Source organism: Citrobacter sp. VF227, from assembly GCF_052950715.1.
In genome coordinates, this window is the sequence record NZ_JBRFVF010000002.1 from 65,513 (window position 1) to 78,368 (window position 12,856).

Consider the following 12,856-nt stretch of genomic DNA (forward strand, 5'->3'; position numbering starts at 1 on the left):
TGAGTGATTCAGAGCAACCACTCAATGGGTAACACTGACGCCAGCTTGACCAGCACCCGCTTCCAGAATCCTGTGGCGGGTTCTTTTTTCAGTACCTGTTCACTGCCAGAAAGTCGGTCGACCCAATTAATTCTTCCCCAACGGTCGAGGCGTAGTTGCCAGGCCATATCTCGCTGGCTTTGCATAAACCGCTTATGAATCAACTCTGCCAGCACTTCACTTTCAATCACAAATCCCATTTCCGTATTAAGCAGTGTTGAACGGGGATCAAAATTAAGCGAGCCAATAAACACTTTGCGATCGTCAATGCTGAAGGTTTTCGCATGCAGGCTGGAACCTGAATTACCGGTTAACCCACGATCGTGAACGACCGGGACGCGATCAAGGTTCGGTTTGAGTTCGTATAATTCCACGCCGTAGCGCAGCAGTTTTTTTCTCCAGCGTGCATAGCCAGCATGAACGATTGCCACATCATTCGCCGCCAGTGAATTGGTTAAAATGGCGATCTTGACGCCTTTTCTTACCAGTTTCAGGAGCTGCGCTACACCGGCGCGAGTCGGCACAAAGTAGGCTGAAATGATATCAATACGTTCGGTCGGCGAACCCATCACGTCAAACAAACGCTGTGGTAACAGCGAGTGACGCGGTGCTTTCCCTTCTCCTTTTGCAGGATCATCACTCAGCAAACGCGTTTTTGCCCAAACCAGCGGCAGCGACCGTTGATCAAGATGGGTCATAAACTGGCTGGTTTCCAGCTTATGCTGATAACGACGGGTAATATCATCGTTATACCAGGATTCGGGCAGCTCAATATGGCGCACAGAATCTGGCTCAGACATCTCAAGCACATTTTTTAACGTTGAAACCGAGCGGCAATGCCAGTAACGCTCAAAATCATCGGCAACATCTTTAACCACCGGCCCAATAGCCATGACGTCCAGATCCGAAAACAGCGGTTGTTTTCCCGCGCCAAAATAGGCATCGCCAATATTACGCCCACCCACGAGGGTCACCACGCCATCAGCGGTATAACTTTTATTGTGCATACGCCGATTAAGTCGGGCAAAGTCAGTTAAATAGCCGAGGGCACGCAGAATGCGAAACGAAAAAGGGTTAAACAGGCGAACTTCTATATTCGGGTGGCTATCCAGCAGGCGCAGCGTGTCATCCAGCCCTGGCGTATTATTATCATCCAGCAGCAAACGCACACGTACGCCACGCTTCGCCGCAGCCAGCAGCACGGAAAAGAGCAATAGCCCGGACATGTCGCTTTCCCAGATGTAATACTGCACATCCAGAGTACGCTCTGCCATTTCCGTTAACCGATAACGAGCAGCAAACGCATCGAGGCTGTCATCCAGCGCAAGAATGCCGCATTCTCCCGGGTGGTTTTCACAAAGTGGCGTGATCGCACGCTCAAGTCGCGTCATATCAGTCCGTGTTAGCATCGTCTTGCTGGGTCAGCAATCTCTTGTAAAGTTGGGCGTTTTCTTCATCAAAACACACGAAGAAGATTTGATCGGGCAGTGCGCGGCGGGTAATAAATTTCAGCACCGTATTTACCGCTATTTCTGCTGCCGCCGCGCGGGGATAACCATAAGCCCCGGTGCTGATTGCCGGAAAAGCAATGGACTGATAGCCATTGGCTAAGGCTAGTTGCAAGCTATTCAAGTAAGCCTCTTCGAGGCGTTCAGCTTCATGATGATCGCCGCCCTGCCAGACGGGCCCCACTGTGTGGATCACCGCTTTGGCGGGCAAATTTCCCGCCAGGGTGATCACCGCATGACCTGTTGGGCATTCACCCTGTTGCTGGATAACCTGCTTGCAGGCCGCCAGCAACGCAGGTCCGGCAGCGCGATGGATTGCACCATCGACGCCACCGCCGCCCAATAGCGATGGATTCGCTGCGTTGACAATCACATCAACAGCGATCGTTGTAATATCGCCATGTAACACATGAACACGTGATTGCATAAGTTCCCCCCTGACAAAACACTATTTGCTAAGTGTACAGCAGGGTTTTCCCGGAAATCTCACTTTTTAACCACACGTGTGCATATGTACGCCAGAATGATTCATTTATATTCAATGTTAAGAATTGCCATGTTTTTCTGTTCATTGAGATAGTGCATTTTGACTGTGGCAATTTGCTGCACATTTTGAGGGGCAGTCGCGACCTGTTGCTGATTGTAGAGACTATTACGAGTGGTGCCGTCGCGCATACATGACAATTCAATTTGCTGATGCCGAGCGTTAACATCGCAAGGTGATTCAACTATTGCACCGCGAAAATGAATAACCCCACCGGTTGAGATTTGCTGCGCCATTGCGGGGAGGGTAAAAAGAGAAATGCTGCACAAGCTGATACTTAGAAAACGCTTTAATAATGTACACATAAGGGTTCCTCAATGATTAGCCATCCTTGAGGGATCGAAATGATCCTTCACCGCTGTGATTAACGATCAAATTAAAACGTTTACACGTTTCTATATTCATAGAACAGCAGTGCATTCCCAGCCACACCCTTAATGCAAATACAGCAAAAAAATCATGGGTGACTGTTTGAGTCTGGCCATTGCTGAGACAGATGCAGAGACTGCCCATCCGAAACGGTAACGATAATTTTGACCGAATCCTCAGGTGAAATATTAAAACTCAGTTTGGTTAATTCAATCGGCCGATTAGCGGGGACTGAAAGGCTTGTTTTCTGCTGCGATTGACTTTGCCCCCCCTGCCCTTTACGTATGGCAAGGACTTGTACCTCACATACGCACGGTTGAGTTAACGTCACCTGAGGAATAATGGTGTAGATATCACCTTGCTGAGTTGTATTGAATGTTATTTGATTTGCCAGCGCGGCAATGAGTAAGAGCGTATGCATCATATTCTCCCGAAAAAAAACAGGGCTCACGCCCTGTTTATTATCAGTCAGAAAACTGAATTAGTGTTGGTTAGCAGTAGCGTTGTTGCCAAAGCCAACCTGCTGAATCAGCACATTGGAGTCAGAAGCTGTCTGATTAACCAACGCACCGTTGCGGCCCCCGAACTGGGTCACGCTAATATCAGCATTTTTTGCATTCCACTGATCGATAGTGGCACTGTTCTGGAAGCCGGTCTGTTTCAGGCTGATAGTACTGTCATCAGCACCCTGGCCAACAACAGCTCCGTTACCACGCCCGTGTTGTGTGATGGTGACATCTGATTTACGCGCATCACTTTGCAAAGCATTCGCAGAGTTGCTTGACCCATATTGATAGATACTCAGTGAAGAGTCTGGGCCATAATTACTGCCGCCACCATGATGATTGCCGCCCCATTGCGGAACAACACCAGCCAGAGCACTGCCAGAAACAACGATTGCTGCGAATGCTGCCACTTTTAAAAGTTTCATGGTAAACCCCCATCGGATTGATTTAAACGTCGTTAATGGATTAGCGTTGAGTCACGCGAATTGCCATTTGCGACTGTCTCTGCACCACAACTGCTGTTTTTTGTGTACCGTACTGGGTAATATTGGCTTTATTACCAGAACCTTTCTGGATAATCACCGCCGTATTACCGTATGAACCTTGTTTAATACTCGCATCATTGGAACTACCCGCTTGATCAATATATGCAAAGTTATATGATCCCGTCTGGTCTGTTTTCGCCCGATTACCAGAACCTTCTTGCGAAATGACTGACAATAACTTCGAGCCCCCCTGGCGAGTATTTGCACTGTTCGCAGTGCCAACCTGACCAATAATGGCTGCCTGATTAAATGAAGACTTACTTAATTCATTTACCGCAAAGTTATATTCTGAATTAGCCAAATCATAACTTGTCGTCGCGGCTGCAATCCCAGGCACACCCAGCATTGTAAACATCATAAATAACAACTTGTTTTTCATGTTTTCACCCTGGACCTGGTCGTACATAAAGTAAAATTAATTACCACTCAAATTGTTGTTAACATGACTTACATTTGTTAACGCCACGTTACGATGAAGAGTATGTCTGCGGAAACATTTTAAATAACTCACCCGCCAGTTGTATTTTTATATTAAGATTCACCCCAAAGTACTAATTAACAGTGAACAACACCGTTGCAGCTCTGGATTTTATTTCTTTTTTAACCCGGAAAATGAATTTCTATGCAGTAACACAAAAAACGCGCTTTCCGTGTTTTCTGGGCTTCGTAGCGAGGTACTTCGATAGTTAATGGTACAAGTCGTGACAACTGTCATTTTTTTTCATCTAAAATTGTCCAACTTCAAGTGAGACAAAAAAACCTGAATTCACTAGAAATAAAAAACCATCTAATCATAAATTTAATCATTATTAATCAATAACATATTATAATTTGTATGATTTTTTAAATCTATGCAATAAAGCTAAAATGTACAACTTTACTATCAAATCTAAACTCCTGGAAAACTCAAAAATCACATTTTAATATATAAATTTACATCCTGTAACATGTTTAACACTTGCTTTAAGATTTGTAATAGCTAGATTGAAATCAGTTGAAGTCCATTTGTTTTAATATTTTCACCCCATTGGGTCGATATTTTATTTCTACACAGCAGTGCAACATCTGCCAGTACTTCTGGGGTCTCTATTTTAGGTGAGGCAACTGTCAGGTGTGCGACTAAAAAAGTGGAGTTTCATCATGTTTAATGAAGTCCATAGTATTCATGGTCATACATTATTGTTGATCACAAAACCTTCCCTGCAGGCAACTGCGTTGTTACAGCATTTAAAACAATCGCTGGCGTTAACCGGAAAACTACATAATATTCAACGTTCTCTGGATGATATTTCCTCCAGCTGCATTGTTCTACTGGATATGATGGAGGCAGATAAGAAACTGATCCATTACTGGCAAGATAATTTGAGCAGAAAAAACAACAGCATAAAGACTTTATTATTGAATACCCCAGATGATTATCCTTATCGGGATATTGAAAACTGGCCGCATATCAATGGCGTATTCTACGCAACGGAAGATGAGCAGCGTGTCGTCAGCGGATTACAAGGTGTATTGCGTGGCGAATGCTACTTTTCACAAAAGCTCGCCAGCTACCTAATCACGCATTCCGGGAACTACCGCTATAACAGCACGGAGTCGGCATTACTTACGCACCGTGAAAAAGAGATCCTTAATAAACTGCGTATTGGCGCCTCAAATATTGAAATCGCGCGTTCACTATTTATCAGTGAAAATACGGTGAAAACACATCTTTATAATCTTTTCAAAAAGATAGCTGTCAAAAATCGTACGCAGGCGGTTTCGTGGGCCAATGATAACCTCAGGCGATAAAGCCATGAAACGCTATTTGACCTGGATTGTGGCAGCAAATCTGTTCCTTGCTGCCGGGAATCTACACGCGGCTGTAGAGGTGGAGGTTCCCGGACTGTTGACTGACCACACTGTCTCTTCCATTGGCCATGATTTTTATCGGGCCTTTAGTGACAAGTGGGAAAGTAAGTACACAGGAAACTTAACCATTAATGAAAGGCCCAGTGCACGTTGGGGAAGCTGGATCACCATAACTGTCAATCAGGACGTTATCTTCCAGACTTTTTTATTCCCGACGAAAAGAGACTTCGACAAAATTGTGGTCTTCGCATTGGCAGAAACTGAGGAAGCATTAAATCGTCGGCAAATAGATCAAACACTATTAAGCACGAGCGATTTAGCGCGCGATGAATTCTAAAACATGATTTTGTCCGGAGGCTTTCATGCGTGTCAAACATGCAGTGGTTTTGCTCATGCTGATTTCACCATTAAGTTGGGCCGGAAACATGACGTTCCAGTTCCGCAACCCTAACTTTGGTGGCAACCCAAACAACGGCTCTTTTTTACTGAACAGCGCCCAGGCGCAAAACTCGTATAAGGATCCGAGTGCTGGCGACTACGGGATTGAAACCCCATCAGCGCTGGATAACTTTACCCAGGCGATACAGTCGCAAATACTCGGTGGTTTGCTCACCAATATCAATACCGGTAAGCCGGGAAGGATGGTAACCAGCGATTTTATCGTTGATATCGCCAACCGGGATGGACAACTGCAATTGAATGTCACGGACAGGAAAACGGGGAGAACGTCGACTATTGAAGTGTCGGGTTTACAAAATCAGTCGACGGATTTCTAAATTATAGCCACGAAAGGAAAAAATCATGCAGCGCTTACTTATCATGGTGGCAGTAATTTTACTCAGCGGATGTTTAACAGCCCCGCCGAAAGAAGCCGCGAAGCCGACATTAATGCCCCGGGCTCAAAGCTATAAAGACTTGACACATCTGCCCATGCCTACAGGTAAGATTTTTGTGTCGGTATACAATATTCAGGATGAGACTGGCCAGTTCAAACCTTATCCGGCAAGTAACTTCTCAACCGCCGTCCCGCAAAGCGCCACGGCGATGCTCGTCACCGCATTGAAAGATTCTCGTTGGTTCATACCGCTGGAACGTCAGGGGTTACAGAACTTATTGAATGAACGAAAAATTATTCGTGCGGCGCAGGAAAACGGTACCGTTGCCGTGAATAACCGGATACCACTGCAGTCATTAACCGCGGCTAACATCATGGTGGAAGGGTCCATTATTGGATACGAAAGCAACGTTAAATCGGGTGGCGTTGGGGCACGCTATTTCGGTATTGGTGCCGATACGCAATATCAACTCGACCAGATAGCGGTAAACCTGCGCGTGGTTAACGTCAGTACCGGTGAAATCCTCTCATCGGTGAATACCAGCAAAACCATCCTGTCTTATGAAGTCCAGGCTGGGGTATTCCGCTTTATTGACTACCAGCGTTTGTTGGAAGGTGAAATTGGCTATACCTCTAACGAACCGGTTATGCTTTGCCTGATGTCAGCGATTGAAACCGGCGTTATCTTCCTGATTAATGACGGGATTGATCGCGGGTTGTGGGATTTGCAGGATAAGAAACAAGTTGATAATGACATTCTGGTAAAATACCGCCATATGTCGGTACCTCCGGAATCCTGAGTGGTCGGGAAGGTACAAAAAGCGTGAGGCATACCCTCACGCTTTTTTTATTTACTGGTCAGCGTCGACGATATTCGATTCTCACGACGAGACGCCAGCCACAATCCGCTGTTTTTCATCGCATAGCCGAATACCAGACCCAGCGCCAGAGATGGCACGACCAGATGCCAGTCCCCCTGCCCTGCAAACGTCGCGCATGCGCCAATAAACGTGCCTGGCACAAATGAAAGCAACCATTGCTTTGCCTGAATACACATCAGAAACGCGACAATTCCCGTCATGACATAACCAATGATGTCCATATGCGGGGCGAGCGCGCTACCGTTAATAATCACCAACGCCCACACCACACCGCTTAGCAGCGTACACGCCGAGATCCACAGCCCTTTCAGTCCACCCTGCGGACAGGCGAAATAGGCCGTGCAGCCCAGAAAGCCAGCCCAACTGAGTAAGCCAAGAGAAACAGCCACCCATCCCCAGATCCCGGAGAGGATGCCCGTTGTGATTGCAATTGAGAGAAGTATGTTCATGCCGCGTATCTTAGCAGAAAAACGGCATAGGAATGAGATCGTGCACACAAATTATGCAAGAGCCTAATTTGTGTTGCAGTTTAAAGTGATCTAAATCACATTTATTCGTCCGTATCTTCCTGCAATTCGTCCCACATTGCACTAATCGCATCGCGCGTTAATGGCGCCATCGTACGCCAGAACGGCGTGCTGGCGTGCGCTTCAACTTTGCCAAGGAACGTACCACACCAGGGCAGCAGGTATTCTACAAACAACGTTTCAAGCGCTTCGCTTTCATCTTCCGCAGACTGGTCTTCAAGCCAGGATGCCGCCAGCAACAACGTACCAATGTGATCTGCCGGCGTATCTGCCAGCGGCATTCCGCGAGCAGAAAGAAATGCGCGAACATCGGATTCTTTCGCCCCTTCTACCCAGGCGCTACGATAAGGCGACACCGCACACTCGTCACCGACAAACAGCGCATTGTAATCCGCAGCCAGCTGAGACATATCGCAGCTCTTTTGCAGACGGGCCAACAGTTCATCCTGTTCCAGCGGCCAGCTGGCGGACAGTTTACCTTCACTAATCAGGGTAAACAGGGGAACCAGTAAAGGGTCCTGCGGTTGGCGGTAAAACAGCGAGCCCAGTACACGGCACAGGATAGAAAACTCGTTCATTGATATATTCCAGTTAGTAACAATTACAGTTCAGCAAATTCCGCGATCGGCTCCATGCCTCGCGATTCCAGAAACGCCAACAGGCGTTTGGGTGTGACGTTTAAAATTCTGTCTTCCGGGAAATTCACATCATCGAGAATTTTACGGCATTCGCCAAATTCTCCCAACGTGAAAGCAGTGTGTGAATCCGATCCTAACGCTACCCAGCCGCCGGCATCCCGTACTGCCGCAGCAACCGCGCGACAATTATCCTCACTACCCTTACGCGAATGTAAAAACGAGGAGTTATTGATTTCCAGCGCGACCTGATATTTTGCTGCAGCCTGTGCAATTGCTGTTATATCAACGGGATACTTTGGATTCCCCGGATGGCTGATGATATGCACATTGCCGCTGGTCATCGTGGCTATCATCGCCTTGGTATTCGTGTCTTTATCGTGAGGTGCAAAAACCGGCTCATGGAAACCCGCAATGATCAGATCCAGAGAGGTAAACATAGGACCTGAACAGTCAATTTCACCTTCAATATTCTTAATATTCGCCTCAATGCCGCGCAGGATCCCTACGCCATCTACAACACGTGGCCAAATGCGCATATTAATAAAGTGCCAGTGATGAGGCGCATCCGCCATATCCGGTCCATGATCGGTAATGGCAAACAACTTGATGCCTTTGCGACGGGCTTCAGCGATGTAATCACTTAAGGTGCTGTAAGCGTGGGTGCTGGCGACGGTATGCATATGCAGGTCAACGGGATACATAACTCTCTCCTGTAGTCATTTTCCGTCAAGGATAGCAGGTATCGTCGCCAATAATACCCTAAATAATTCGAGTTACAGGCTGGCGGCAAGGGGGTGATACCCGATGAGCTTACTGAAGTAAGTTATTCGGGTGAACAACCGCAGCCAACGCACATGCAGCTTGAAGTATGACGGGTATTTAGCTGAAACCCGGCATCGACTGGCTTGGCTTTAGTAGCCTCGCACGCGATCGACCTGACCCGTAACAGATTTCCCGCTCTCAAGATCCAAAATCGTGCGGGAGATATAGTCCACCGCCTCTGCCGGACGTGTTACGGCAGCAATATGCGGTGTCATGGCCACACGTGGATGTTTCCAAAGAGGGCTGGTTTCCGGCAGCGGTTCACGGCTATAGACATCCAGCATGGCACCTTTCACCTTGCCACTGTCCAGCGATGCCAGGAGATCGTCTTCATTGAGATGAACGCCACGCGCCAGGTTCAGCACGTAAGCGCCATCCTGCAATTGGTTGAGTAACTCCGCGTTAATGATGCCCACGGTTTCTGCCGTATTGGGTAGAAGGTTGATAAGCACGCGTGTCTGACTCAGAAACGCGCCTAACTCTTCAGTACCGGCAAAGCTTTCCACACCAGACCAGGATTTACGCGTACGACTCCAGCAGCGCAGCGGGAAGCCCCATGTTTGCAGACTTTCTGCAACTTTCGCCCCTAAAACACCGGCACCCATGATCCCGACGGTAAACTCATCGCGGGTATATTCTGGCAAAGGTTGCCATTTCGCCTGGTTTTTTAATGCCTGGTAATCATCAAAGCGACGAAACCAGTGCAGTACCTGACTGACCGCATATTCCTGCATTTGCAGGCCCATACCCGTATCTTCCAGACGGAAAAGCGGGATTGAGGCATCCAGCATTTCCGGATGAGTGTTGAGTTTACTGAGGATAGAATCGACGCCCGCGCCCAGCGCAAATACAGCTTTTAATTTTCGTCCGGCGAGCATTTCAACCGGAGGATGCCAGACCAGCGCATAGTCTGCATGGGCATTATCACCCGCTTTCCACTGCCGAACGTTCGCTCCAGGAATGGCCTTTATCAGCGCCTTAAGCCACCAGTTCGTATCGAATGTTGGGTGATAGAAAATTATATCCATATTGTCTCCTGAACATTGTTATGCGGAGCTTTCTCGCACTTATAATCATCATTTTTAGAGGGAACATCAGAGTAGCAAATTTTAGGATGCTGGCAAAAAAAACAATTCCCGCTTATTTAAGCTCCATATTGATTGAAGTTTGTGTAAATGCACGTTTTTTTCAAAAAGTTGATTGACGCCGCAGCGGTATTTCCCTAAATTAGCGCCCGTTCCGGTAGCACAGGAACAACAATATGGTGAGGTGTCCGAGTGGCTGAAGGAGCACGCCTGGAAAGTGTGTATACGGCAACGTATCCGGGGTTCGAATCCCCGCCTCACCGCCATATTTAAAGAAGAGCTCGTACGCAAGTACGGGCTTTTTTTTCGCATAATGCACAGCATGGCGGGGATGAGAAGCCCGGACCGGGGTTCGACTACTGGCGCAGCCAGTTGGACAGACTGCGAGTGCAGCGAGCAGGCTGCCCGCAGGGCGAGCTAAGCGAGTCAATCCCCGCCTCACCGCCATATTTAAAGAAGAGCTCGTACACAAGTACGGGCTTTTTTTTCGCATGTTGCACAGCATGGCGGGGATGAGAAGCCCGGACCGGGGTTCGACTACTGGCGCAGCCAGTTGGACAGACTGCGAGTGCAGCGAGCAGGCTGCCCGCAGGGCGAGCTAAGCGAGTCAATCCCCGCCTCACCGCCATATTTAAAGAAGAGCTCGTACACAAGTACGGGCTTTTTTTTCGCATGTTGCACAGCATGGCGGGGATGAGAAGCCCGGACCGGGGTTCGACTACTGGCGCAGCCAGTTGGACAGACTGCGAGTGCAGCGAGCAGGCTGCCCGCAGGGCGAGCTAAGCGAGTCAATCCCCGCCTCACCGCCATATTTAAAGAAGAGCTCGTACGCAAGTACGGGCTTTTTTTTCGCATAATGCACAGCATGGCGGGGATGAGAAGCCCGGACCGGGGTTCGACTACTGGCGCAGCCAGTTGGACAGACTGCGAGTGCAGCGAGCAGGCTGCCCGCAGGGCGAGCTAAGCGAGTCAATCCCCGCCTCACCGCCATATTACGAGTGCATATTATTAATTAACATAGGATTTTTATTTTATCTTTGCTGCAATGCAACGGCTTAAAGGTACTGATAATGTTCTCTTCGCTGATGGCGGGGATATCGTCCCACTCAAGGTTTCTGCTCCACTTATCGCGGGCAACAGAAGCCATCACCCATTGCCCAGTCCTGCACAGTTGGCCCGCCAATACTCCCGATTAGTGCTGAGATATCAGCAAGCTGTTGGGTCAGCGAGAATGGCCGCATTACCTGTGGCTGCTCAGAAATGTCCTCCATCAGTCCGCGATACAAATCGGAAGTCTTCCCATTGATTTTTATCATCATTTACCGATACGACTATGATAAAATTGACCTTATTTTTTATATCAACCTGACTGTAAATGAGATTGAGTTCTGTAACAGAAAACTTTGCTCTTAAGAGCAGGTACGAGCCAGAATGAAGGGCTAAAAATGCTCTTCAGAAGGACATGTCGGTATGGCAAGCAAGGATACACATAAATGGTAAAGTTTCTGCGAAATGGACCCGCAGTTGTTGTTCTGGCATTTATATTATGGGGCCTGATCCCATTGTTTTATCAATATCTGTCCGGCGGAGCCCTTGCTGAGATTTTGATGTACAGAGTTTTCTGGTCTATACCTCTATTACTGCCAATAAGACTGTTATTTCGTAAGAGAACGTTTTTTCGCGATTTACTGAAAGATAAAACATCCTTCATATCCTGCATGATAGCAGGTTTGTTAATGGTAATTTCGTGGTCAGCTTTTATTTATGCACTAACAAATCATAAAGTACTTGATGCCAGTCTGGGATATTTTATCAATCCACTTATTGTCATTTCCCTTGGCTGTATTTTCCTTAAAGAAAAACTATCATTATTTCAGCTTATAGCGGTAATATCCGGGGTATGTGGTCTTGCCTATCAGATTATTTCCGCGAACAGTTTCCCTTCACTGGCGCTAATCATGGGGTTTTCTTTTGCATTGTACGGACTGGCGCGTAAATTTATCCATTACGATGCAATAACGTCAATCACACTTGAAACATTCTGGGCTCTGCCTGTCGCTATTATCATTTTTATATATACTGACTCTAGTATAACAACATCATCTGATATCCCTGTCTTTCTTTATATATTAACCGCTCCCGTTACAGTCATCCCGTTAGTGTTATTTGCGGTAGCGTTAAATCATACATCCCTTATTGTGACAGGTCTTGCACAGTATATAGAGCCATCACTGCAATTTCTCATTGCCATACTTATATTTAGAGAGGTTATTAATTACCCCGAGTTATTGTGTTTTTCAGCAGTATGGTTTGGATTATTGCTATGTATATTTGAGAGTCTTTACTATCATTACCGACGTTATCCTCCAGGAGCTAAAAGGAATCATCCGGAAGGCACTTTACGGTAATGTACATGCTGAGTGTATAACTCAGTATGCATTTTCGTTTTACTGGAACACGCGCTCAGATATGAATGAGTAAACAACTCGAGTTTGTTTACTCAAGATTACCCCGTCATTTATCGAGATTATATAAAACGCCAACGAATCAGGTCTCCCCTGGTATTTTTTTTGCTGACCAGTTTCATAAACATACAAAGCGAACGCCTTTCAGCACAAAAAGTTACCAAAAATATACAGGGCATTATATCCGGAAAGAAGTCAGGAATGACGCCCCCCCCATTTAAGATATTCAATTTGAACTTAA

At 47.0% G+C, this 12,856-nt stretch carries 16 protein-coding genes, 1 tRNA gene and 4 other RNA genes; 10 read left to right on the top strand and 11 right to left on the bottom strand.

Annotated features, from left to right (window positions below):
* Nucleotides 1-8: 8 nt before the first annotated feature.
* The 6 genes from ACU8YC_RS07770 to csgB form a co-directional block, all read right to left on the bottom strand.
* The gene (locus tag ACU8YC_RS07770; protein WP_151225222.1) at nucleotides 9-1,448 is read right to left on the bottom strand and encodes a phospholipase D family protein; all 1,440 of its coding nucleotides are present in this window, start codon (nucleotides 1,446-1,448) and stop codon (nucleotides 9-11) included.
* Nucleotides 1,432-1,974, bottom strand: a complete 543-nt coding sequence (ymdB, locus tag ACU8YC_RS07775) for an O-acetyl-ADP-ribose deacetylase (RefSeq protein ID WP_370618564.1) — start codon at nucleotides 1,972-1,974, stop codon at nucleotides 1,432-1,434. The genes ACU8YC_RS07770 and ymdB overlap by 17 nt, the downstream gene beginning before the upstream one ends.
* A 101-nt stretch (nucleotides 1,975-2,075) precedes the next feature.
* Nucleotides 2,076-2,396 carry a type 1 fimbrial protein gene (locus ACU8YC_RS07780; RefSeq protein ID WP_151219662.1) on the bottom strand — a complete coding sequence of 107 codons (321 nt, stop codon included), beginning with the start codon at nucleotides 2,394-2,396 and terminating at the stop codon, nucleotides 2,076-2,078.
* A 152-nt stretch (nucleotides 2,397-2,548) separates the two neighbouring features.
* The gene (gene csgC / locus ACU8YC_RS07785; protein WP_151219695.1) at nucleotides 2,549-2,881 is read right to left on the bottom strand and encodes a curli assembly chaperone CsgC; all 333 of its coding nucleotides are present in this window, start codon (nucleotides 2,879-2,881) and stop codon (nucleotides 2,549-2,551) included.
* Nucleotides 2,882-2,941: 60 nt separating this feature from the next.
* A complete protein-coding gene (csgA, locus tag ACU8YC_RS07790; protein WP_151219661.1) occupies nucleotides 2,942-3,391 on the bottom strand; it encodes a curli major subunit CsgA in 450 nt (149 codons plus the stop codon).
* A gap of 40 nt (nucleotides 3,392-3,431) precedes the next feature.
* On the bottom strand, nucleotides 3,432-3,890 hold the full coding sequence (gene csgB / locus ACU8YC_RS07795) for a curli minor subunit CsgB (protein WP_151219660.1): 459 nt from the start codon (nucleotides 3,888-3,890) through the stop codon (nucleotides 3,432-3,434).
* 761 nt (nucleotides 3,891-4,651) lie between these two features.
* On the opposite strand from csgB, the gene csgD reads away from it, so the two are divergent.
* The 4 genes from csgD to csgG are packed head-to-tail and all read left to right on the top strand — an operon-like array spanning nucleotide 4,652 to nucleotide 6,997.
* Nucleotides 4,652-5,302 (top strand): biofilm master transcriptional regulator CsgD, encoded by a 651-nt coding sequence (gene csgD, locus ACU8YC_RS07800; protein WP_151219659.1) that lies wholly within the window; start codon nucleotides 4,652-4,654, stop codon nucleotides 5,300-5,302.
* Nucleotides 5,303-5,306: 4 nt separating this feature from the next.
* Nucleotides 5,307-5,699, top strand: coding sequence for a curli production assembly/transport protein CsgE (gene csgE / locus ACU8YC_RS07805; RefSeq protein WP_016152600.1), 393 nt, complete (start codon nucleotides 5,307-5,309; stop codon nucleotides 5,697-5,699).
* A gap of 25 nt (nucleotides 5,700-5,724) precedes the next feature.
* Nucleotides 5,725-6,138, top strand: coding sequence for a curli production assembly/transport protein CsgF (gene csgF / locus ACU8YC_RS07810; protein ID WP_003036084.1), 414 nt, complete (start codon nucleotides 5,725-5,727; stop codon nucleotides 6,136-6,138).
* A gap of 25 nt (nucleotides 6,139-6,163) precedes the next feature.
* Nucleotides 6,164-6,997, top strand: a complete 834-nt coding sequence (gene csgG, locus ACU8YC_RS07815; protein WP_151219658.1) for a curli production assembly/transport protein CsgG — start codon at nucleotides 6,164-6,166, stop codon at nucleotides 6,995-6,997.
* 47 nt (nucleotides 6,998-7,044) lie between these two features.
* On the opposite strand, the gene ACU8YC_RS07820 is transcribed toward csgG, so the two are convergent.
* The 4 genes from ACU8YC_RS07820 to ghrA all read right to left on the bottom strand — a co-directional run bounded on the left by ACU8YC_RS07820 (nucleotide 7,045) and on the right by ghrA (nucleotide 10,093).
* On the bottom strand, nucleotides 7,045-7,527 hold the full coding sequence (locus ACU8YC_RS07820; protein ID WP_151219657.1) for a DUF1097 domain-containing protein: 483 nt from the start codon (nucleotides 7,525-7,527) through the stop codon (nucleotides 7,045-7,047).
* Nucleotides 7,528-7,628: 101 nt separating this feature from the next.
* Nucleotides 7,629-8,183, bottom strand: a complete 555-nt coding sequence (locus ACU8YC_RS07825; protein ID WP_151219656.1) for a TorD/DmsD family molecular chaperone — start codon at nucleotides 8,181-8,183, stop codon at nucleotides 7,629-7,631.
* Between the two features lie 23 nt (nucleotides 8,184-8,206).
* Nucleotides 8,207-8,944 carry a PHP domain-containing protein gene (locus ACU8YC_RS07830; protein ID WP_446895183.1) on the bottom strand — a complete coding sequence of 246 codons (738 nt, stop codon included), beginning with the start codon at nucleotides 8,942-8,944 and terminating at the stop codon, nucleotides 8,207-8,209.
* 210 nt (nucleotides 8,945-9,154) lie between these two features.
* Nucleotides 9,155-10,093, bottom strand: a complete 939-nt coding sequence (gene ghrA / locus ACU8YC_RS07835) for a glyoxylate/hydroxypyruvate reductase GhrA (RefSeq protein ID WP_151219654.1) — start codon at nucleotides 10,091-10,093, stop codon at nucleotides 9,155-9,157.
* A gap of 235 nt (nucleotides 10,094-10,328) precedes the next feature.
* Here ghrA and ACU8YC_RS07840 point away from each other — a divergent pair.
* From ACU8YC_RS07840 to ACU8YC_RS07860, 5 genes are all read left to right on the top strand, one after another.
* Nucleotides 10,329-10,416: transfer RNA gene (locus tag ACU8YC_RS07840), tRNA-Ser, on the top strand.
* A gap of 44 nt (nucleotides 10,417-10,460) precedes the next feature.
* Nucleotides 10,461-10,597, top strand: a non-coding RNA gene (locus ACU8YC_RS07845) — RtT sRNA.
* 44 nt (nucleotides 10,598-10,641) lie between these two features.
* Nucleotides 10,642-10,778, top strand: a non-coding RNA gene (locus tag ACU8YC_RS07850) — RtT sRNA.
* A gap of 44 nt (nucleotides 10,779-10,822) precedes the next feature.
* Nucleotides 10,823-10,959: non-coding RNA, RtT sRNA (locus ACU8YC_RS07855), on the top strand.
* Between the two features lie 44 nt (nucleotides 10,960-11,003).
* Nucleotides 11,004-11,140, top strand: a non-coding RNA gene (locus ACU8YC_RS07860) — RtT sRNA.
* A gap of 22 nt (nucleotides 11,141-11,162) precedes the next feature.
* Here ACU8YC_RS07860 and ACU8YC_RS07865 read toward each other — a convergent pair.
* Entirely contained in the window at nucleotides 11,163-11,297 is a 135-nt protein-coding gene (locus ACU8YC_RS07865) for a DUF4942 domain-containing protein (RefSeq protein WP_373276863.1), read from the bottom strand.
* 346 nt (nucleotides 11,298-11,643) lie between these two features.
* Between ACU8YC_RS07865 and rarD the strand changes: the two genes are divergently transcribed.
* A complete protein-coding gene (gene rarD, locus ACU8YC_RS07870) occupies nucleotides 11,644-12,558 on the top strand; it encodes an EamA family transporter RarD (protein ID WP_187259664.1) in 915 nt (304 codons plus the stop codon).
* The last annotated feature ends 298 nt before the right edge of the window (nucleotides 12,559-12,856 follow it).

Bases quoted from the DNA above. Each gene is read 5' to 3' on its own strand.
- rarD (WP_187259664.1), top strand. From the start codon at position 11,644: ATGGTAAAGTTTCTGCGAAATGGACCCGCAGTTGTTGTTCTGGCATTT.
- csgG (WP_151219658.1), top strand. From the start codon at position 6,164: ATGCAGCGCTTACTTATCATGGTGGCAGTAATTTTACTCAGCGGATGT.
- ACU8YC_RS07830 (WP_446895183.1), bottom strand. From the start codon at position 8,944: ATGTATCCCGTTGACCTGCATATGCATACCGTCGCCAGCACCCACGCT.
- csgE (WP_016152600.1), top strand. From the start codon at position 5,307: ATGAAACGCTATTTGACCTGGATTGTGGCAGCAAATCTGTTCCTTGCT.
- ACU8YC_RS07820 (WP_151219657.1), bottom strand. From the start codon at position 7,527: ATGAACATACTTCTCTCAATTGCAATCACAACGGGCATCCTCTCCGGG.
- csgF (WP_003036084.1), top strand. From the start codon at position 5,725: ATGCGTGTCAAACATGCAGTGGTTTTGCTCATGCTGATTTCACCATTA.
- csgC (WP_151219695.1), bottom strand. From the start codon at position 2,881: ATGCATACGCTCTTACTCATTGCCGCGCTGGCAAATCAAATAACATTC.
- csgA (WP_151219661.1), bottom strand. From the start codon at position 3,391: ATGAAACTTTTAAAAGTGGCAGCATTCGCAGCAATCGTTGTTTCTGGC.
- ACU8YC_RS07770 (WP_151225222.1), bottom strand. From the start codon at position 1,448: ATGCTAACACGGACTGATATGACGCGACTTGAGCGTGCGATCACGCCA.
- ACU8YC_RS07780 (WP_151219662.1), bottom strand. From the start codon at position 2,396: ATGTGTACATTATTAAAGCGTTTTCTAAGTATCAGCTTGTGCAGCATT.
- ghrA (WP_151219654.1), bottom strand. From the start codon at position 10,093: ATGGATATAATTTTCTATCACCCAACATTCGATACGAACTGGTGGCTT.
- csgB (WP_151219660.1), bottom strand. From the start codon at position 3,890: ATGAAAAACAAGTTGTTATTTATGATGTTTACAATGCTGGGTGTGCCT.
- ymdB (WP_370618564.1), bottom strand. From the start codon at position 1,974: ATGCAATCACGTGTTCATGTGTTACATGGCGATATTACAACGATCGCT.
- ACU8YC_RS07825 (WP_151219656.1), bottom strand. From the start codon at position 8,183: ATGAACGAGTTTTCTATCCTGTGCCGTGTACTGGGCTCGCTGTTTTAC.
- ACU8YC_RS07865 (WP_373276863.1), bottom strand. From the start codon at position 11,297: ATGGCTTCTGTTGCCCGCGATAAGTGGAGCAGAAACCTTGAGTGGGAC.
- csgD (WP_151219659.1), top strand. From the start codon at position 4,652: ATGTTTAATGAAGTCCATAGTATTCATGGTCATACATTATTGTTGATC.